A 17,583-nucleotide genomic window follows, 5' to 3' on the forward strand; every position below is an offset into this window, starting at 1 on the left:
CCTCCTGGGGGCCTGCGGCCCCCAGACCCCCGCCATCGGCCCTGAACGGGCCTCGTCCTCAAACGCCGGACGGGCTGGAATGCCGGGACCGGCGCTGGGAAGTGACCGCCATCGGTGTGCGGCGCCAGTGGGTGGGTGGGGGCTTGGGATGGTGCGGTCTCGTCGTCGAGCGCCGGACGGGCTGGAATGCCGGCACGGGCGCCGGGAAGTGGCCGGCCACCGGGTGTGCGGGCCCCTGCGGGTGGGTGGGGGCTTGGGAGGGCGTGGTCTCGTCCTCAGACGCCGGGCGGGCTGGGTGTTGTCGGCCCGGCGCCGGCGAGTGACCGCCACCGGGTGTGCGGGCCCCTGCGGGTGGGTGGGGGCTTGGGAGGGCGTGGTCTCGTCCTCTGACGCCGGGCGGGCTGGTTGTTGTCGGCTCGGCGCCGGCGAGTGACCGCCACCGGGTGTGCGGCCACAGCGGGTGGGTGGGGGCTTGGGATGGTGCGGTCTCGTCGTCGAGCGCCGGGCGGGCTGGAATGCCGGTACGGGCGCCGGGAAGTGACCGGCCGCTGAGTGTGCGGGTCCCTGTGGGTGGGTGGGGGCTCGGGATGGCGCGGTCTCGTCGTCGAGCGCCGGACGGGCTGACTGATGCCGGCCGGCGTCGCGAGGTGCCTGTCACAGGTGATCGACAATCCTCCGGTCGGGTCCCGCCTCGGGGTTACTCTCGCGCTGTACGGCCACCCGGTCGTCGTGACCGTCCTGACCGTCGTCCTTGATGACCGCCGAGGTGGGGGGAACACCACAACATGCGCGCCCTGCGGATACTGCTGATCGTCGTCGTGATACTCGGCGGCCTCTTCGTGCTCGCCGACCGGCTCGCCGTCGGGTTCGCCGAGGACGAGGCGGCCGGCAAGCTCCAGGCCACCGAGAACCTCGCCGCCACCCCGGACGTGTCCATCAAGGGCTTCCCCTTCCTCACCCAGGTCGCGAGCGGCACGCTGGACGACGTCGAGGTCGGCATCAAGGACTACGAGGCCGCCACCGGCACCGGCGGCAGGACGATCCGCATCGACGACCTCACGGCGAACATGAAGGGCGTCGAGTTCTCCGGCGACTACAGCTCCGCCACCGCGGCCACCGCCACCGGCAGCGCGTCCATCACCTACGCCGAGCTGCTGAAGACCGCCAAGTCCGAGCCCACCCAGGTCGCCCCCGGTGTCACCGCCAGCGTCGTCGGCCTCTCCGACGGCGGGAACGGCAAGATCAAGGTCGCCGTGGAGGCCACCGTCCTCGGCAACAAGCTGCCGAACCCGGTCCACGTCCTCAGCTCGGTCACCGTCCAGGGGGACACCGTCAAGGTGCACGCCGACAACCTGCCCAGCTTCGGCGGTACCGACATCGCCGAGAACCGGGCCCGTGCGATCACCGACTTCGAGCAGAAGATCGACGGCCTGCCCGGCGGCATCCAGCTCGACAAGGTCCAGGCGGCGAAGAACGGCGTCGAGATCACGGTGAAGGGTTCGAACGTCCGCCTCGCCGGGTAGTACGGGGACCGACCGGTACGACCGAGCGCGGTCAGCGCGCCGGTGTCCGACTGGCGAGACGCCGCCGTCCGTACCGTAGATGTGACCACCGATACGTCAGCCCGGAGAGCGCGCGGCGGGCGCCTCGGCGGCTCTTCATTCCCGCATCGCGGACAATCTTGTCTCAGTATGCGACACGCCGGTGACACGCCCGCATGTCCGTCCCTACGATCGAGGTCATGAAGCGACAGGCGGATCTCACGAAGCGGCGGGCAGTAGACCTGTGCCGCGTTGCCGCCATGCTCTGTCGCTCCTTCTGAGCGGACGCACCGGCCGAAGCCGGCGCCCGCATCCCCGCTGCCCTGCCCAGGGCACCCGTGCGCGCGCCCCGGCCGCACCGCCGGAGGCAACCCGCACGCCTCTCACTCGTACGCCCCGCCGCAACTGCCCCGGAGGAGAAAGAGCATGAGCCGCAGCGACGTCCTGGTAGACGCCGACTGGCTGCAGGAGCACCTCGACGACGAGAACATCGCGATCGTGGAGGTGGACGAGGACACGTCCGCCTACGAGAAGAACCACATCAAGAACGCGATCCGCATCGACTGGACCAAGGACCTGCAGGACCCGGTCCGCCGCGACTTCATCGACCAGGCCGGCTTCGAGAAGCTGCTGTCGGAGAAGGGCATCGCCAACGACACGCTGGTGGTCCTCTACGGCGGCAACAACAACTGGTTCGCGTCCTACGCCTACTGGTACTTCAAGCTGTACGGCCACGAGAACGTCAAGCTCCTCGACGGTGGCCGCAAGAAGTGGGAGCTGGACGCCCGCGAGCTGGTCGACGGCACCGAGGTGCCGGAGCGTCCGAAGACCGAGTACAAGGCCAAGCCGCAGGACACCTCGATCCGTGCCTTCCGCGACGACGTCGTGGCCGCCATCGGCTCGAACAACCTGGTCGACGTCCGTTCGCCCGACGAGTTCTCCGGCAAGCTGCTCGCTCCGGCGCACCTGCCGCAGGAGCAGTCGCAGCGTCCGGGCCACGTCCCGACCGCCCGCAACATCCCGTGGTCGAAGAACGCCAACGACGACGGCACCTTCAAGTCGGACGAGGAGCTCAAGGAGCTCTACGCCGAGGAGCAGGTGGACCTCGCGAAGGACACCATCGCCTACTGCCGTATCGGTGAGCGCTCCGCGCTGACCTGGTTCGTCCTGCACGAGCTGCTCGGTGTGGAGAACGTCAAGAACTACGACGGCTCCTGGACCGAGTACGGCTCCCTCGTCGGCGTGCCGATCGAGCTCGGCGCCAACAAGTAAGCAACCAGCACACCCATCCCGACCGGCCTTCCTTTCCGGTCAGACCCCTTCTGGAGAAAGACATGTGTGGAGCGAAGGCCGGCGGCCCCGACGCCTCGACGATCAAGCCCGGTGAGACCACGATCCAGGGTCAGGTGACCCGTGACGGCGAGCCGGTGACGGGCTACGTCCGTCTCCTGGACTCGACCGGCGAGTTCACCGCGGAGGTTCCCACCTCCGCCACGGGCCAGTTCCGCTTCTACGCGGCCGAGGGCACCTGGACCGTCCGCGCGCTCGTCCCCGGCGCCACCGCCGACCGCACGGTCGTCGTCGCCGAGAAGGGCGCCCTCGCCGAGGTCGCGATCGCGGTCTGAGCGAGCTCAGCAGCCGAAGGGCCGCATCCCACGGGTTGGACGCCTGGGGTGCGGCCCTTCGGTATGTACCGGCCTACCCTGGAGGCATGTACGCACGGCGACGTCACATGTACTTCGCCCTGATGGGGACGTGCATCACGCTCTTCGTCCTGGCGTGGGGCCTCGTGCGCCTGTGGTCGGTCCCGGTGGCCGTGGGCATGTGCATGGTCGCCATGGTCATCCCACCCGTCGCCGCGATGGTCGCCAACCGGCGGGGCCCGGAGGACCGCTGGTGGGACGACCCGTCCGGGGACCCGCAGTCCGACGAGTGGTGGGACGAGCTGGACGGCAAGAAGCGCCGGTAGCACCAAGGTGGACATGCCGACCGCGAGGAACCCCACTGGGTGCCCATCGGGCCGCCTGTGGCCGCGGACGCCGGCCGGTCAGTAGACGAGCGCCTGCGTCTCGTCCCCGAGCGCCTCCTGCACGAACACCTGCGCCCCCGCGATCCGTACGCCCTCGATGACGTCCTTCTCCGTGATGTCCCGGCGGGCCGCGCACTGGGTGCACAGGGTGACCCGGCCGCCGGCCAGCAGGGAGTCGAGCAGATCGGGCAGGGGGGCGGCGTGCGGCAGTTCGAACTCGGCGGCGCGGCCGGGCAGCGCGAACCAGGCGGACTCGCCCGTCAGCCACAGGGACACCTCGACGCCGCTGGCCACGGCCACCGCCGCCACCGTGAACGCCTGCGAGCAGCGTTCGGGGGCATCGGCCCCCGCCGTCACCTTGATCACGAGCTTCTTCGCCATGCCCGAATCGTAGTCAGCCCCGCGGGGAGCCGGTGGGGAGCGGCTGGGCGTACCTCACACGGAGCCGTGGCGCGCAGCCGCGTAAGCTGGGGGCCGCCCCTGTGTACGTACCGCACACCTCCGCTCAATCGAGGAGCACCCCGTGGAGATCTTCTTCGAAGCCCTGCTGGTCCTGGTCTGCGTCGGCGTCCTCGCCTTCGCCGGGCTGACCGTGAAGAAGCTGTACCAGGGCCAGCGCTGACCCATACCTAGGAACCGCCGCTCATGATCGAGATCCCGTCCGACCTCCACAAGGACCTCGTCCCCCTCGCCTTCCTGCTCGGCAACTGGGCGGGCGCGGGCGTGCACGACTTCCCCGGCTCCGAGAAGTGCAACTTCGGGCAGGAGGTCACCTTCAGCCACGACGGCCGTGACTTCCTGGAGTACCAGTCCCGCACCTGGGTGCTGGACAACGACGGCAACAAGGTGCGGCCGCTGGAGTCAGAGCACGGCTTCTGGCGCATCGACGCCGAGCGCAAGGTCGAGGTCACGATGGTCCGCGACGACGGCGTCGTCGAGGTCTGGTACGGCGAGCTCGCCGACAAGAAGCCGCAGATCGACCTGGTGACGGACGCGGTGGCGCGGACGGCCGCCTCCGGCCCGTACAGCGGCGGCAAGCGGCTGTACGGCTACGTCAAGAGCGACCTGATGTGGGTCGGCGAGAAGCAGACCCCCGAGGTCGAGCTGCGCCCCTACATGTCGGCCCATCTGAAGAAGGTCGTCACCCCGGAGGAGGTCGAGCGCTGGGCCAAGGCCCTGCCCGACGACCTGCCGGACGACGGGATCGCGTTCTTCAAGTAGGCCGTTCTTCAAGTGGGCCTAGACTCGTCGGTGTGGTGAGCACCGACTGGAAGAGCGACCTCAGGCAGCGCGGCTACCGGCTGACGCCGCAGCGGCAACTCGTGCTCGAAGCCGTGGACACCCTTGAGCACGCGACCCCCGACGACATCCTCGTGGAAGTGAGGAAGACGGCGTCGGGGGTCAACATTTCCACCGTCTACCGGACCCTGGAGCTCCTGGAGGAGCTCGGGCTGGTGAGCCATGCCCACCTGGGGCACGGCGCACCGACGTACCATCTCGCGGACCGCCACCACCACATCCACCTCGTCTGCCGGGACTGCCAGAGCGTGATCGAGGCGGACGTCTCGGTGGCGGCCGAGTTCACCGCGAAGCTGCGCGCGACCTTCGGGTTCGACACGGACATGAAGCACTTCGCGATCTTCGGCCGCTGCAAGGACTGTTCGCTCAAGGGATCGAACGGCAAGAGTTCAACTACCGAGTCGTAGGCTTAGACGTATGAAGAGCCCCCTGCTGTCCCTGCCCGGCGCCGTGCCCGCCGAGGGCGTGGACGAAGGCGTCGCCGCCCACTACGGCGACCTGTTCCGTGAGCAGCGCGCCCTCGCCGACGGCACCGGTTTCGTCGACCTCTCGCACCGCGGAGTCGTCACCGTCTCCGGTGAGGACCGGCTGAGCTGGCTGCATCTGCTGCTCACCCAGCATGTCAGCGAGCTGCCGGCGGGCGAGGCCACCGAGGCGCTGATCCTCTCCGCGCACGGCCATATCGAGCACGCGCTGTACCTGGTCGACGACGGCGCCACGGTCTGGGCCCATGTGGAGCCCGGCTCGCAGGACGCGCTGATCGCGTACCTGGAGTCGATGAAGTTCTTCTACAGGGTCGAAGTCGCCGACCGCACCGGCGAGTTCGCGGTCGTGCACCTGCCCGCCGGGTCCATCGCCGAGGTGCCCGAGGGCGTCGTCGTACGCGAGACCGCGCACGGCCGTGATCTGTTCCTGCCGCGCGCGGACCTGGAGTCGTACGCCGGCAAGGCGGGGCCGGCGGCCGGCCTCCTGGCCTACGAGGCCCTGCGCGTGGAGCACCACCGCCCCCGCCTCGGCTTCGAGACCGACCACCGCACCATCCCGCACGAGCTGGGCTGGATCGGCACCGCGGTGCATCTGCAGAAGGGCTGCTACCGGGGCCAGGAGACGGTGGCCCGGGTGCAGAACCTCGGCAAGCCCCCGCGCCGCCTGGTGTTCCTGCACCTGGACGGCAGCGAGGTCCACCTGCCCCCGCCCGGTACGGAGATCCGGGTGGCCGACGAGGGCCCCGACGGCCGCAGGATCGGCTTCATCACGACGTCCGTACGGCACCACGAGCTGGGTCCGGTCGCCCTCGCGCTGGTCAAGCGGAACGTGCCGGTGGACGCGCGGCTGGTGGCGGGGGAGACGGCGGCGGCGCAGGAAGTCGTCGTCGAGCCCTGAGGCCCGGCGTCCAGCGGAGGGTCCGCTCGTCCTTGGCCACCTGGGCGCGGATGAGTTTCTCCGCCGGATCGGGCGTGAGTTCCTCGCGCTGCTCGTCGGTCAGACGGGGGCCTCCTCGGCCTGGAAGCGGGCCTGCCTGGTGCCGTTGCTGTGGATGTTCTCGAAGTCGATCGCCCCGCACTTGAGCAGCGCGGCCTTCAGCGCCTGCGCCGTGTAGGGGGAGGGGAGAGGTGCTGCCGAGGCCTGCTTCCCGGGGTTGCTCGTGGCGCTCGCCTACGGCTTCCCGTCGGCCTTCCCTTCGGTCTTCCCCTTGGCCGAGCAGACCACCAGCGCGAGCAGAGCGGCTTCCGTGACGTACGCGTGTCTCTTCATGGTCCCGTCCCGCCCAGGACGGCGGCAGCGGCGATCGGATCCCGATCGGCGGTGATCAGATCTCCAGCAACACCGTGAACGGGCCGTCGTTCGTCAGCGACACCCGCATCATGGCGCCGAACCGGCCCGTCGCCACCGTCGCGCCCAGCGCGCGGAGTTGGGCCACGACCTCGTCGACGAGCGGCTCGGCGACATCGCCGGGGGCGGCGGCGTTCCAGGTGGGGCGGCGGCCCTTGCGGGCGTCGCCGTAGAGGGTGAACTGGCTGATGACGAGGAGCGGGGCGTCGATGTCGCTGCAGGACTTCTCGTCGTGCAGCATCCGGATCGACCAGAGCTTGCGGGCGAGTTGGGCCGCCTTCTCCTTGGTGTCCTCGTGGGTGACCCCGACGAGCACACACAGCCCCTCGCCGTCGATCTGCCCGACCGTCTCGCCGTCCACGACGACACTCGCGCCGTCCACCCTCTGCACCACAGCTCGCATGCCGCCATGATGCCGTGTGCGCGGAAGTGCCTCGTAAGGGGCCTCTTTTTTGATCCCTATCCCCCCATCTGGGGCTGTTCGGGGGCACTCGGTCACATAGCGGCCAGTTGGGATGGCACCATGCTTCCACACGCCGGTCGAGGGGACGGTAGAGGCATATGAGCACACCGAGTACCGGGCAGCCGCCTGGGGCTGTCGTGTTGACCAACGCGGGCCAGCCGGCGAATCTCCGGCCGCCCACACAGCGCACCGCCGACGATCCGGGCCCGGGTGCGGATCCCCGGCTGCCCATGGAGCCGCCCGAGGAGGATCTGACCGTACTCAGTCTGCCCGAGCTGCGCACCCTGCGCCGGGACGCGCAGCGCGACGAGGCGGACCTGAGTTATCTACGACGGCTGCTGCAGGGGCGGATCGACATCCTGCGGGCGGAGCTGGCGCGGCGCTCGCCGGCGGGGGCGGCGTCCGTCGTGGAGCGCCTCTCGGAGATCCTGACGGACGCCCCGGCCCGGCACCGCTCCTCGGCCCGCCATGTGACGCTGGGGACCCCGCAGAGCGAGGAGTACCGGCGGCTGGCCGCGGAGATGCTCGCCGAGGTGGAGCTGTCGGATCTGCAGGCGCGTACGGACGTCGAGCTGAACACCGCGATGGGCCGGCTCGTGCAGCACGAGCAGCAGGTGTCGCGGCGCCGCCAGCGGTTGCAGCGGACCGCCGACGACTGCAGCGCGGAGATCGCGCGGCGGTACCGGGACGGTGAGGCGCAGGTGGACGACCTGCTCACGTAGCACAGGCCGCGGCAAACCTTGTCCACAGGCTGTGGACGGCGGGGCGGGGGCGGGGAAAACCCGGCGACACCCCCGCGCCCGCCCACCTACCGTGGCCCCATGAGCCGTCCCGAACCCCATATCGACGTCCGCCCGATCACCGAGGCTGACATCCCCGACTGGTCCCGGGCCCTGAACACCGGCTTCCTGCGCACCCCGCACGTCTCCGAGCGGGAGATCGCCGACCGGAGCTCCTACATCGACCCGGCCCGCACCCTCGGCGCCTTCGACGCCGGCCGCTGTGTCGCCACCTTCCGGTCCTTCCCGCAGGAGATCACCGCCGTCGGCGGCGCCGCCGTCCCCGCCGACGCCATCTCGAACGTCACCGTCACCCCCACCCACCGCCGCCGCGGCCTGCTCACCCGGATGATGGCCCACGACCTGGCGGCCGCGAAGGACCGCGGGGACGTCGTGGCGACCCTGATCGCCGCCGAGTACCCGATCTACGGCCGCTACGGCTTCGGCCCCGCGACCTGGATGTCCCAGTGGACCGTCGACGTCCCCCGCACCGGCCTCGACGCGAGGTGGGCCGGGCCCGAGGACGGCGGCCGGATCGACCTCGTGGACGGGGCGGACGCAGGCAAGATCGGCCCGGAGCTGCATGAGCGGGTGCGGCGCGCCCAGCCGGGTGCCGTCAGCCGGGACGAGCGCTGGTGGCAGGTCAAGACGGGGGTGCTGCGCCTGGACAGGGAACCGTGGACGGATCCCTTCTTCGCCGTGTACCGCTCGCCCGGCGGCGAGGTCGAGGGACTGGTGTCGTACACGGCGGACGACCACTGGGGCGACGGCAAGCAGCCGTTGAACACGGCGAGCGTCCAGTGGCTGATCGCGGCGACACCGGCCGCCGAGCGCGCCCTGTGGCGCTACCTCTGCTCGATCGACTGGATCACGACGGTGAAGAGCGGCTGGCGGGCCCCCGACGACCTGCTGCCCTTCTGCCTCCCCGACCCGCGGGCCGCCCGGATCACCACGCTGACGGACTGGCTGTGGGTGCGGATCCTGGATGTCGTACGGGCTCTTCAGGCGCGGACGTACGAGGGGCAGGGCTCGCTGGTGTTCGAGGTCGTCGACGGGGGCGGGCTGACCGGCGGGCGGTACCGGCTGGAGGCGTCGGCGGACGGGGCGTCCTGTACGCCGACCACGGCATCCGCGGAACTCACCCTCGACGTCGCCGACTTGGCCCGCCTCTGGCTCGGCGACGAGTCCGCCGTACGGCTCGCCGCGCTGGGGCACGTGCAAGAAGAACGAGCGGGCGCCGCCCGGGTGGCCGACGCCCTGCTGCGTACGTCCAGGCGGCCTTGGTGCCCGGACATCTTCTGAGGCTCCTCTCTGCCGGCGACAGGTCTGCTCATCCGTAGCGAGCTGTTCGGTTGTGCCTGTTCGGTTGTAGCTGTTCGGTTGTGGAGATGCGGTTGTGGCTGTGCGATGTCGTTGTTCAGTTGTCGCTGTTCAGTTGTGACTGTGCTGTTGGTGCAGACTGACCAGGCTCCCGGCTCCCCTCCGGAAGGGAGCCCGGTCAGCCGGACTGGGCGAGCAGCATCACGAGGATCACCGCTCCGATACCGCCGATCATGGTGTTCCTGGCCTTGATCCCCAGGGTCAGCGCAAGGAAGGCGATGAGGCCCATCGCGCCGTACCTCATCTGGAGGAGCTGCTCGAAGCCGATGGCCAGGGCGGCGACTGCGAGGTAGATGAGCGGCATGGGGTCCGTCCTTCCGAGCGGGCGGAGCGGGCCCCGCCGACATGAGGTGGTGATGCCAACCATCGGAAAGTTCAACCATGTTGAGTAAGTTGGCAACCAACTTACTGCTGGTTGCTCCATCTTGGAAGTGTCCGGTAACCATCTTTCGGTTAACTGCCGTGAGATGGCGCAAAGTTGTAATCTTCCGATGTGACCTCGGAAGGCGCCGCCCCCGACGGCGGCAGGAAAGGGACGCGCTCGCACCGCGAAGTGGCGGACGTGCTGCGCGACCGGATCAGGTCCGGCGAGCTGCGGCCAGGCGAACGCATGCCCACGCAGGCCAAGCTGGCGGACGAGTTCGGCGTGGAGCGCGGAGCCGTGCGGCAGGCCCTGCGCATCCTCCAGTCGGAGCGCCTGCTCACCAACGTGTCCAAGGGGGCGCCGGCGACCGTCGCCCCCGACCTCGGCAGGGCGCTGACCGGCCCGGGCGCCCCGCCCCAGCCCACCACGGTGGGCCTCGCCCCGCGCATCGCCGCGGCCTTCGCGGTCCCGCACGTCCGGATCGACGCCCTGTGCCTGACCTCGGTCTCCCTCACGCTCGCCATCGGGGAACCGCTCCGCCAGATCCACGCCGGACAGCTGAAACCGGCCAGCATCGACGTGCGCGTCCTGCTTCCCGGCCGTGACATCGACCTCGCCTTCCCGGCGCCGGTGGACGCCTCGACCACCGACCGGGTGCACCGGCAGTGGCTGGCCCAGCGCAACGCCCAGGGGCAGGTGCTCCGGCACAACCTCCAGGTCCTGCGCAGCACGCACAACATCGACGTGCGCGTCTCCTTCCGCGCGCTGCCCTTCACTCCGCCGGTGAAGCTGTACCTCCTCAACGACGACGAGGCGCTCTTCGCGTTCTACGAGCTCGCCCGGCGCCAGGAGGAGGTCGACGACGAGAGCCTGGAGCTGTACACGACCAGCGGCCCCCAGTCCATGCTGTTCGCCTTCCGGCGCGGGGCCGAGCAGCGCGACACCTCGTTCGTGGAGCAGTCCCGCCTGTGGTTCGACGCGCTCTGGGAGACCATCACCACGGAACTGTTCCTGGGCTGACCATGGCCGGGTCACAGCGCCGGCCGCGAGATCATCAGGGCGAGCGCGACCGCGCCGATGGCACTGCACGTCTGGTTGCGGGCCTTGATGCCGATGACGAGCAGCGCCAGTGCCGCCAGGCCCGGGACGCCGTACCTCCACCGCAGGAACTGCTCGACCGTGAGGACGAGGGTGTCGGCGGCTGGTGCGAGGAGCTTGTTCACGGCGGTGTCTCCTTGGGGCGGGAAGGGAGGCGTCCTCCTTCGACGGCAAGTGCGCTGATATCTCAGCCGAGTTGGTTGAAGTTGGCGACCAACTCTGGTTAGTTCCTACCAACTTGGCGGGTACTCCTAAACGACTCCCGCGCAACTCCCGCAAAGTGGGAGGAGGCCGTAGCGTTTGCTCGTGGCCGAGGAGAACGTGGCAGTGAACGGCAGCAGAAGACTCTCGCCCCAGGACATCGCCGACGTCCTGCGGGAACGGATCCGTGCCGGACAGCTCAAGGCCGGAGACCGCCTGCCCACCCAGGCCGAGCTCGCCGGGGAGTTCGGTGTGGAACGCGGCGCCGTACGGCAGGCCCTGCGCGCGCTCCATGAGGACGGTCTGCTCAGCAATGTGAGCAAGGGCAGCCCGCCACGCATCGCCGAGCCGTCCCCGGTGCGCGAAGGACCCCAGCCGGCGACGGTGGGCCTCGCGCCACGGCTGGCGGCGGCCTTCGCCGCCCCGCGCGTACGGATCGCCGCGGTGTGCCTGACGGCCGAGACGCTCATGCTGGCTCTGGCTGAACCGGTGCGTCTGATCCACGAGGGCAGCATCCGCCCCGAGTCGATCGACGTCCGCATCCTGCTGCCGAGCCGGAGGATCAACCTGGCCTTCCCGGTCCCGGTCGAGGGCCCCGACGCCGAGGACGACGCGGTCCACCAGCGCTGGCTGGCCCAGCGCAACGCCCAGGGGCGCGTGCTCCGGCACAACCTGCAGGCCCTGCGCAGCACGCACGACATCGACGTGAAGGTCGCCTTCCGCGCCCTGCCCTTCACCCCGCCGATGAAGCTGTACCTCCTCAACGACACCGAGGCACTGATCGCGCACTACATGATCACGCGCCGCGAGGAGCCCTTGGACGACGGCACGCTGGACATGTACGACGCCCTCGGCACCGCGTCCCTGCTCTTCTCCTTCGAGAAGGCGGCCGGGCCGCGCGACGCGGCGTTCGTGGAGCAGTCCCGCCTGTGGTTCGACGCCCTCTGGGAGACCATCACCACCGATCTGACGCTCACGTGACCTCGGCGGCCGCCCGGTGTGGCGCAGACTGAACCGGTGACCTCGTACACGGAGAACCTCCAGGACCTGATCACCCGCACCCGGTTCGTGCTCTGGGACTTCGACGGCCCGATCTGCCGCCTCTTCGCCGGCCACAAGGCGGACTTCGTGGCCACCGAACTCGTGCGCTGGCTCGACGGGTCCGGGTGGCGGCACGTGCTGACCCACGAGGAGCGGCAGCTGACCGACCCGTATGAGGTGCTGCGGGCCGTCGCTCGCCGGCACCCGGGCAGTGACCTGGTGGCTGAGCTGGAGGCGCGGCTCACCCGGGAAGAGCTGCGGGCGGCCTCGTCCGCCTGGCCGACCGCCCACGCCGACCGCCTCGTCCGGGCATGGGCGGCGAGGGGCGCGCGCCTGGCGGTCACCACGAACAACTCGCCTGCGGCTGCCCGCACGTACTTGCGCCAACGGGGGCTGGAAAGCTGCTTCGGCCCGCACATCTACGGGCGCGTCCAGGACCCTGGCCTCCTCAAGCCGCATCCGCACTCGCTCCGGCAAGCGCTGGCCGCGCTCGGCGCGGACCCGTCGGACGCACTGATGGTCGGCGACGGGCCCTCGGACCTCCTGGCCGCACAGCGGGCCGGCGTCGCCTTCATCGGATACGCGCGCAACGACAGGAAGGAGAAGCTGCTGCGGGAGGCGGAGGCCCAGCACATCGTGCTCTCCCTGAGTGAGGTGCTGCGGGAACTCGGCGGCTGAGCGGCCCTCAGCCAAGAAGGCTGTCACGGTCACCACCTCTTTCACCCTCACCCGTCCTACAACTTTCCGTCCAATTGGCTTGCTTGCCTGACGGGTTACTGCCCAACTGGACTGATCGCTTAACTTCCAGTCCAATCGGGTCGGTTGTCTGCTGGATGTGGGTCGGTTTCGGACTGAAAGGGGTACGATCCCGGCGTGAACCAGGACCGGATCGGAGACGGAGGCGGCGCCGAGTTCGAGCGTGTCATGGGGGAACTGCTGAACCGCATGGCCAACGGGACGTACGCGCTCAAGGCGCGGCTGCCGGCCCAACGCGAACTGGCGGCACAGTTCGGCGTGTCCCGGGACACCGTGCAGCGAGTGCTGCGGCAGCTGGCCAACGAGGGCTGGATCGAGACGCGGCAGGGCAGCGGCTCCAGGGTGATCAGCAGGGTGATCAAGCCGCAGCCGCCCATATCGTCCCCCACGGGACCAGGCGTGACGCTGAACAGGCTGATGGACGCGGCCTTCGAGAAGCCCGAGGTCACCCTTGACGTCTTCACGCTCACCTCGGAGTCGCTGTCGAAGCAGGTCCAGCGGCAGAAGGAGCGGATTCTCCGTGCGGAGTGCCCCGCCCCGCAGCGCATCGATCTGCGCATGCTGCTGCCCGACGAGGATCTGACGGACTGGCTCTATCCGGTGGCCGTCGTGGACGCCGAGACGACGGCGGTGCGCAGGCGCCTGCTCAAGACCACCCACCGCCACACCGACACGATCAAGGACGAGCTGTTCGGTCTCAGGGCGGATGGCCGGGTGCCGTCCGTGGACATCAAGATCCGGCATGTGAGGGTCACGCCGCAGTTCAAGCTGTACCTGGTCAACGGCTCGGAGATGCTGCTCGCGCCGTATCTGCCGGTCGAGCGTCGTGTCGTCCTGATCGACGAGGACAACAAGGAGGTGGACGCGATCGACTCGGACGGCTCCGGGGCCACCTACACCCACGAGGTCAAGGATGACGATCCGCGGTCGCAGGCCTCCGTGACGGTGGACAGCTGGCAGGACTGGTTCAACGAGACGTGGAAGCTCCTCGCCACCTGAACTCGGGCGGGTGACGGGCTGACACGGGAGCAGTGCATACGCGCTCATCCGGTTGCTGAGCGCCGTAGCCCCGTGAGCTGTCCACGTGTCCGGACTTCGAACTCGCGCGGTCGGTGTACCCCGGCGTGCTGCGTGCCGCCTTCCGGCGCTGTGGCAGTGGCACGCGTCGGACGACCGAGTTGCGCTCGTGGGAGGGCGCGGAAAGGGAGTGTGTGGATGGGACGACTCGCGCGGGCGCAGGCGCCGGGCGATCCCGGGAGTCGGAATGCCGAACGGGATGATCGCCACATGGCTGCTGACCGGGATGACTGCGCTGCCGCGGTGGCCGCCGCGCAGGCGCTCCTGGAGTGGGCGTCCGGTGTGCTGTTCGACTTCGACGGTCCGGTCTGCCGGCTGTTTCCCCGGGACTCCTCCCGGCCGCTGGCCGACGAACTCCGCCGCCTGGTGACGGCCTTCGGCCTCGATGACGTCCTGACGGGCGACGAGCGGACCGGGAAGGATCCGCACCTGGTGCTGCGTGCCGTACACCGGGCGGCGGCGCGGTCGGCCGTCCGGCGGCGCTTCGCGGACGTGGACTTCGCGCGGCTGGTCGGAGTGCTGGAGGCGACGGTGACCGAGGGCGAGCTCGCGGCGGTGCGGGTCGCCTGGCCCACCCCGGACGCGGACGCGTTCATCGGCTCTCTGGCCGACCGCGGGCTGAGCCTCGCCGTCGTGACCAACAACTCGCCGCGCGCCGTGGAGCGCTATCTCGGCGAGCGCGGCCTGGAAGGGCGCTTCAAGGCGATCCACGGCCGTACCGCCGACCCCGGCCTGATGAAGCCGCATCCCGACGTCGTCCGGCGGGCCCTGGCCGGCCTGGGGCTGCCGCCGCAGGACGCGGTGATGATCGGGGACACGCCGACGGATCTCGAAGCCGCGCTGGAAGCGGGTGTGGGATTCATCGGGTACGGCAGGAACGAGGCCAAGCGGAAGCTGTTGCGGGACGCCGGGGCGAAGGTCGTGCTGGGCGCGTACGCTCCGTTGACCGAGGGAACGGGGGGCCTGAACGCGAGCTTTCGCTGATCCTGGGTGCGGTGGCCGCGCGAACGGTATGCGTAGGCTCGCCTCCATGTCAGAGATCGGGCTGCGCGCACGCAAGAAGCAGCGGATGTACCGGACCGTGTCGGACACCGCCATCCGCCTCTTCCTGGAGAAGGGCTTCGACGCCGTGTCCGTGGCCGAGGTCGCCGCGGCGGCCGAGATCTCCAAGCCGACCCTCTTCCGCTACTTCCCGGCGAAGGAGGACCTCGTCCTGTACCGGATCGCCGACCATGAGGACGAGGCCGCGCGGGTCGTACGGCAGGGGGCCTCGCCCGTCGAGGCGCTGCGGCGGCACTTTCTCGACGGGCTGGAGCGCCGCGATCCCCTCACCGGGCTCAATGACGAGCCGGAGGTGCTCGCCTTTCACTCGCTGCTGTACGGGACTCCGGCCCTGGTCGCCCGCCTGTACGCCTACCTGGAGCGTTCTGAGGCCGCGCTCGCCCAGGCCCTCGGTGGTGATCTCGACGCCCGGCTGGCCGCCGGGCAGATCGTCGCCGTACAGCGGATCCTCGCGCAGGAGAACTGGCGGCGGATCGCGGGCGGCGAGCGGGCCGCGGACGTGAAGGCGGCGGCCGTGGCGGCGGCCGAGCGGGCGTTCGACCTGTTGGAGGCGGGGCTGCCGGGGCCGGCCGGGCGCTGACGCCCATTGAGGCTCGGTAAAAAATTTAACTCGGTTACGTCATTTCGGTACGCTCGGTGAAATGACCTCACCGCACCATGAGCTGATCCGGGAACGCGCCCACCACGACCGCTGCCGCACCGCCCTCGCCGCACTGATCGAGGGCGCCCAGGACCACGTCGTCACCGGCGAGGACGTCTCCGCCTCCGGCGCCGACGCCGAAGTGCTCGGATTCCGGCTGCGCAGCCGTGCCAAGGAACTGCGGGAGCTGCCCGAAGGGCCGTTGTTCTTCGGGCGGCTGGACTTCGGGGCGCAGCGGCAGACCCTGCACATCGGGAGGCTGCGGATCAGTGAGCACCCCGCCGACCCGCCCCTCGTCGTCGACTGGCGGGCCCCCGTCTCCCGAGCCTTCTACCAGGCCGGCGCCCGTGATCCGCAGGGCGTCGCGGTACGTCGACGGTTCGGCTGGGCGCCCGGCAGCCGCGGGGACTCCGCCGACCTGACCGGCTTCGAGGACGAGCACCTCGACCGGGGCGAGTCCCGGGCGAGCGAGATCGTCGCCCGGGAGATCGAGCGGCCCCGGGTCGGCCCCATGCGCGACATCGCCGCGACCATCCAGCCCGAGCAGGACGATCTGGTACGAGGTGACCTCGCCGTCTCCGTGTGCGTCCAGGGCGCCCCCGGCACCGGCAAGACCGCCGTCGGCCTGCACCGCGCCGCCTACCTGCTCTACACCCACCCGCAGCGCATCCGGCGCGGCGGTCTGCTGATCCTCGGACCCAACCGGACCTTCCTGTCGTACATCTCCGAGGTGCTCCCCGCCCTCGGCGAGACCGGGGTACGGCAGTCCACGCTGCGGGACGAGATCGCCCGGCATCCGGTCTCCGGAGCCGACGACGAGCGGGCTGCCGTCGTCAAGCACGACGTGCGGATGGCGCAGGTGCTGCGGCGGGCGTTGTACGCGAGGGTGCGGGCCGAGGGGGCCGGGCCCCTGGCCGTCCCGGACGGTTCGTACCGGTGGCGGGTGCCGGAGGACGAGCTGGTGCGGATCGTCACGGAGGTGCGGGCCGAGGAACCGCCGTACGCCGTCGGGCGGGAACGGGTGCGCACCCGGGTGGTGCGGTACGTCCAGGACCGGGCCGAGCGGCGGGCCGGGCCGCGGAGCGACGCGTGGGTGCGGAAGATCTCGCGGGCGCGGCCGGTCGGGGCGTACGTCGACGCCGTATGGCCGCGGGTGCAGCCCGAGGAGGTCGTGGCTCGGCTGCTGAGCGAGCCGGAGGCACTGGCGGCCGCCGCCGACGGGCTGCTCGACGCGGGCGAGCAGAAGGCCCTGCTGTGGGCGAAGCCGCCGCGGTCGTGGAGGTCGGCGCGCTGGTCGGCCGCCGATCTGGTGCTCCTCGACGAGGTGGCCGGGCTCATCGAGCATCCGCAGGGGTACGGCCATGTCGTCGTCGACGAGGCGCAGGACCTGTCGCCGATGGAGTGCCGGGCCATCGCGCGACGGGCGTCCTTCGGGTCGGTGACCGTACTCGGGGATCTGGCTCAGGGCACCACACCCTGGGCCGCGCGGTCCTGGAAGACGGTCCTCGGGCAGCTGGGGAAGCCGGACGCGGTGGTGGTGCCGCTCACGACCGGGTTCCGGGTGCCCGGCGCCGTGCTGGCACTGGCCAACCGGCTGCTGGAGCGGCTGGATGTGGCGGTGCCGGCGGCTCGTTCGCTGCGCGCCGACGGGGAGCTGCGGATCCGGGAGGCGGCCTCCGACCTGCTGGGCGGGGTCGTGGCCGCCGTACGGGATGCGCTGGCGCGTGAGGGGTCCGTCGGCGTCGTGGCGGCCGACGCGTATGTGCCCCGGGTGCGGGAGGCGCTGGACGCGGCCGGGATCGCGGCGGCGGGGCCGGACGATCTGGGCGCCCGGGTGAGCGTGGTACCGGCGACCGTCGTCAAGGGCCTGGAGTACGACCATGTCGTCGCCGTGGAGCCGGCGGCGATCGTGGCGGCGGAGGAGCGGGGGCTGCACCGGCTGTATGTGGTGCTGACGCGGGCGGTGGCGGGGCTGGAGGTGGTGCACGCGAGGCCGCTGCCGTTCTGAGGGGTGCCTGCG

Annotated in this window: 21 protein-coding genes; 17 read left to right on the forward strand and 4 right to left on the reverse strand. The window is 70.5% G+C overall.

From position 1 onward, the window contains the following. The first annotated feature begins 785 nt into the window (after nt 1-785). The 5 genes from AQI70_RS23315 (at nt 786) to AQI70_RS23330 (ending at nt 3,510) form a co-directional block, all read left to right on the forward strand. The gene (locus AQI70_RS23315; RefSeq protein ID WP_062153227.1) at nt 786-1,523 is read left to right on the forward strand and encodes an LmeA family phospholipid-binding protein; all 738 of its coding nucleotides are present in this window, start codon (nt 786-788) and stop codon (nt 1,521-1,523) included. A 218-nt stretch (nt 1,524-1,741) separates the two neighbouring features. Next, nucleotides 1,742-1,822 (forward strand): putative leader peptide, encoded by an 81-nt coding sequence (locus AQI70_RS40935; RefSeq protein ID WP_351515640.1) that lies wholly within the window; start codon nt 1,742-1,744, stop codon nt 1,820-1,822. A 145-nt stretch (nt 1,823-1,967) separates the two neighbouring features. Further along, the gene (locus AQI70_RS23320; protein ID WP_062153230.1) at nt 1,968-2,813 is read left to right on the forward strand and encodes a sulfurtransferase; all 846 of its coding nucleotides are present in this window, start codon (nt 1,968-1,970) and stop codon (nt 2,811-2,813) included. Between the two features lie 62 nt (nt 2,814-2,875). Next, nucleotides 2,876-3,166: a DUF1416 domain-containing protein gene (locus AQI70_RS23325; RefSeq protein ID WP_004000115.1), complete on the forward strand. Its 291-nt coding sequence runs from the start codon at nt 2,876-2,878 to the stop codon at nt 3,164-3,166. Nucleotides 3,167-3,252: 86 nt separating this feature from the next. Beyond that, nucleotides 3,253-3,510, forward strand: a complete 258-nt coding sequence (locus AQI70_RS23330; RefSeq protein ID WP_037887861.1) for a DUF3099 domain-containing protein — start codon at nt 3,253-3,255, stop codon at nt 3,508-3,510. Between the two features lie 78 nt (nt 3,511-3,588). Here AQI70_RS23330 and AQI70_RS23335 read toward each other — a convergent pair whose 3' ends face one another. Further along, nucleotides 3,589-3,951 carry a DsrE family protein gene (locus tag AQI70_RS23335; RefSeq protein WP_004000117.1) on the reverse strand — a complete coding sequence of 121 codons (363 nt, stop codon included), beginning with the start codon at nt 3,949-3,951 and terminating at the stop codon, nt 3,589-3,591. Nucleotides 3,952-4,215: 264 nt separating this feature from the next. Between AQI70_RS23335 and AQI70_RS23340 the strand changes: the two genes are divergently transcribed. From AQI70_RS23340 to ygfZ, 3 genes are read left to right on the forward strand one after another with little or no spacing between them, the layout of a single operon-like run. Beyond that, complete coding sequence (locus tag AQI70_RS23340; RefSeq protein WP_004000118.1) at nt 4,216-4,791, forward strand: heme-binding beta-barrel domain-containing protein; 576 nt, start codon at nt 4,216-4,218, stop codon at nt 4,789-4,791. 32 nt (nt 4,792-4,823) lie between these two features. Then, entirely contained in the window at nt 4,824-5,276 is a 453-nt protein-coding gene (locus AQI70_RS23345) for a Fur family transcriptional regulator (RefSeq protein ID WP_004000119.1), read from the forward strand. Nucleotides 5,277-5,286: 10 nt separating this feature from the next. Next, a complete protein-coding gene (gene ygfZ, locus AQI70_RS23350) occupies nt 5,287-6,252 on the forward strand; it encodes a CAF17-like 4Fe-4S cluster assembly/insertion protein YgfZ (RefSeq protein WP_062153232.1) in 966 nt (321 codons plus the stop codon). Nucleotides 6,253-6,679: 427 nt separating this feature from the next. Here ygfZ and dtd read toward each other — a convergent pair whose 3' ends face one another. Continuing rightward, complete coding sequence (gene dtd, locus AQI70_RS23355) at nt 6,680-7,105, reverse strand: D-aminoacyl-tRNA deacylase (RefSeq protein WP_062153234.1); 426 nt, start codon at nt 7,103-7,105, stop codon at nt 6,680-6,682. Nucleotides 7,106-7,263: 158 nt separating this feature from the next. Here dtd and AQI70_RS23360 point away from each other — a divergent pair, with 158 nt between their 5' ends. Beyond that, entirely contained in the window at nt 7,264-7,887 is a 624-nt protein-coding gene (locus AQI70_RS23360) for an RsiG family protein (RefSeq protein WP_062153236.1), read from the forward strand. 99 nt (nt 7,888-7,986) lie between these two features. Next, nucleotides 7,987-9,246: a GNAT family N-acetyltransferase gene (locus tag AQI70_RS23365; protein ID WP_062153237.1), complete on the forward strand. Its 1,260-nt coding sequence runs from the start codon at nt 7,987-7,989 to the stop codon at nt 9,244-9,246. Nucleotides 9,247-9,442: 196 nt separating this feature from the next. Here the strand turns inward: AQI70_RS23365 and AQI70_RS23370 are convergent, their stop codons facing one another. Next, nucleotides 9,443-9,628 (reverse strand): hypothetical protein, encoded by a 186-nt coding sequence (locus AQI70_RS23370; RefSeq protein WP_062153240.1) that lies wholly within the window; start codon nt 9,626-9,628, stop codon nt 9,443-9,445. A gap of 189 nt (nt 9,629-9,817) precedes the next feature. Between AQI70_RS23370 and AQI70_RS23375 the strand changes: the two genes are divergently transcribed. Next, a complete protein-coding gene (locus AQI70_RS23375) occupies nt 9,818-10,708 on the forward strand; it encodes a winged helix-turn-helix domain-containing protein (RefSeq protein ID WP_062153242.1) in 891 nt (296 codons plus the stop codon). 11 nt (nt 10,709-10,719) lie between these two features. Here the strand turns inward: AQI70_RS23375 and AQI70_RS23380 are convergent, their stop codons facing one another. Beyond that, entirely contained in the window at nt 10,720-10,911 is a 192-nt protein-coding gene (locus tag AQI70_RS23380) for a hypothetical protein (protein WP_062153244.1), read from the reverse strand. A 175-nt stretch (nt 10,912-11,086) separates the two neighbouring features. On the opposite strand from AQI70_RS23380, the gene AQI70_RS23385 reads away from it, so the two are divergent. From AQI70_RS23385 to AQI70_RS23410, 6 genes are all read left to right on the forward strand, one after another. After that, nucleotides 11,087-11,968, forward strand: a complete 882-nt coding sequence (locus tag AQI70_RS23385) for a winged helix-turn-helix domain-containing protein (RefSeq protein ID WP_062153246.1) — start codon at nt 11,087-11,089, stop codon at nt 11,966-11,968. Nucleotides 11,969-12,004: 36 nt separating this feature from the next. Next, nucleotides 12,005-12,706 carry an HAD family hydrolase gene (locus AQI70_RS23390; RefSeq protein WP_062153249.1) on the forward strand — a complete coding sequence of 234 codons (702 nt, stop codon included), beginning with the start codon at nt 12,005-12,007 and terminating at the stop codon, nt 12,704-12,706. 195 nt (nt 12,707-12,901) lie between these two features. Further along, nucleotides 12,902-13,783: a GntR family transcriptional regulator gene (locus AQI70_RS23395; protein ID WP_062153251.1), complete on the forward strand. Its 882-nt coding sequence runs from the start codon at nt 12,902-12,904 to the stop codon at nt 13,781-13,783. A gap of 288 nt (nt 13,784-14,071) precedes the next feature. After that, nucleotides 14,072-14,845, forward strand: coding sequence for an HAD family hydrolase (locus AQI70_RS23400; RefSeq protein ID WP_063801617.1), 774 nt, complete (start codon nt 14,072-14,074; stop codon nt 14,843-14,845). Nucleotides 14,846-14,891: 46 nt separating this feature from the next. Continuing rightward, a complete protein-coding gene (locus tag AQI70_RS23405; protein ID WP_062153255.1) occupies nt 14,892-15,503 on the forward strand; it encodes a TetR/AcrR family transcriptional regulator in 612 nt (203 codons plus the stop codon). 61 nt (nt 15,504-15,564) lie between these two features. Next, nucleotides 15,565-17,571, forward strand: coding sequence for a HelD family protein (locus AQI70_RS23410; RefSeq protein WP_062153257.1), 2,007 nt, complete (start codon nt 15,565-15,567; stop codon nt 17,569-17,571). Nucleotides 17,572-17,583: the final 12 nt, after the last annotated feature.

Origin of the sequence: Streptomyces curacoi, assembly GCF_001513975.1 — a bacterium.
In the GTDB taxonomy this organism is placed as follows: domain Bacteria; phylum Actinomycetota; class Actinomycetes; order Streptomycetales; family Streptomycetaceae; genus Streptomyces; species Streptomyces curacoi.

What these genes read in the sequence shown, in the direction of transcription:
- dtd (WP_062153234.1), bottom strand. Translation starts at nt 7,105, where the DNA reads ATGCGAGCTGTGGTGCAGAGGGTGGACGGCGCGAGTGTCGTCGTGGAC.
- AQI70_RS23315 (WP_062153227.1), top strand. Translation starts at nt 786, where the DNA reads ATGCGCGCCCTGCGGATACTGCTGATCGTCGTCGTGATACTCGGCGGC.
- ygfZ (WP_062153232.1), top strand. Translation starts at nt 5,287, where the DNA reads ATGAAGAGCCCCCTGCTGTCCCTGCCCGGCGCCGTGCCCGCCGAGGGC.
- AQI70_RS23400 (WP_063801617.1), top strand. Translation starts at nt 14,072, where the DNA reads ATGGCTGCTGACCGGGATGACTGCGCTGCCGCGGTGGCCGCCGCGCAG.
- AQI70_RS23325 (WP_004000115.1), top strand. Translation starts at nt 2,876, where the DNA reads ATGTGTGGAGCGAAGGCCGGCGGCCCCGACGCCTCGACGATCAAGCCC.
- AQI70_RS23340 (WP_004000118.1), top strand. Translation starts at nt 4,216, where the DNA reads ATGATCGAGATCCCGTCCGACCTCCACAAGGACCTCGTCCCCCTCGCC.
- AQI70_RS23330 (WP_037887861.1), top strand. Translation starts at nt 3,253, where the DNA reads ATGTACGCACGGCGACGTCACATGTACTTCGCCCTGATGGGGACGTGC.
- AQI70_RS23360 (WP_062153236.1), top strand. Translation starts at nt 7,264, where the DNA reads ATGAGCACACCGAGTACCGGGCAGCCGCCTGGGGCTGTCGTGTTGACC.
- AQI70_RS23335 (WP_004000117.1), bottom strand. Translation starts at nt 3,951, where the DNA reads ATGGCGAAGAAGCTCGTGATCAAGGTGACGGCGGGGGCCGATGCCCCC.
- AQI70_RS23370 (WP_062153240.1), bottom strand. Translation starts at nt 9,628, where the DNA reads ATGCCGCTCATCTACCTCGCAGTCGCCGCCCTGGCCATCGGCTTCGAG.
- AQI70_RS23365 (WP_062153237.1), top strand. Translation starts at nt 7,987, where the DNA reads ATGAGCCGTCCCGAACCCCATATCGACGTCCGCCCGATCACCGAGGCT.
- AQI70_RS23320 (WP_062153230.1), top strand. Translation starts at nt 1,968, where the DNA reads ATGAGCCGCAGCGACGTCCTGGTAGACGCCGACTGGCTGCAGGAGCAC.
- AQI70_RS23410 (WP_062153257.1), top strand. Translation starts at nt 15,565, where the DNA reads ATGACCTCACCGCACCATGAGCTGATCCGGGAACGCGCCCACCACGAC.
- AQI70_RS40935 (WP_351515640.1), top strand. Translation starts at nt 1,742, where the DNA reads ATGAAGCGACAGGCGGATCTCACGAAGCGGCGGGCAGTAGACCTGTGC.
- AQI70_RS23405 (WP_062153255.1), top strand. Translation starts at nt 14,892, where the DNA reads ATGTCAGAGATCGGGCTGCGCGCACGCAAGAAGCAGCGGATGTACCGG.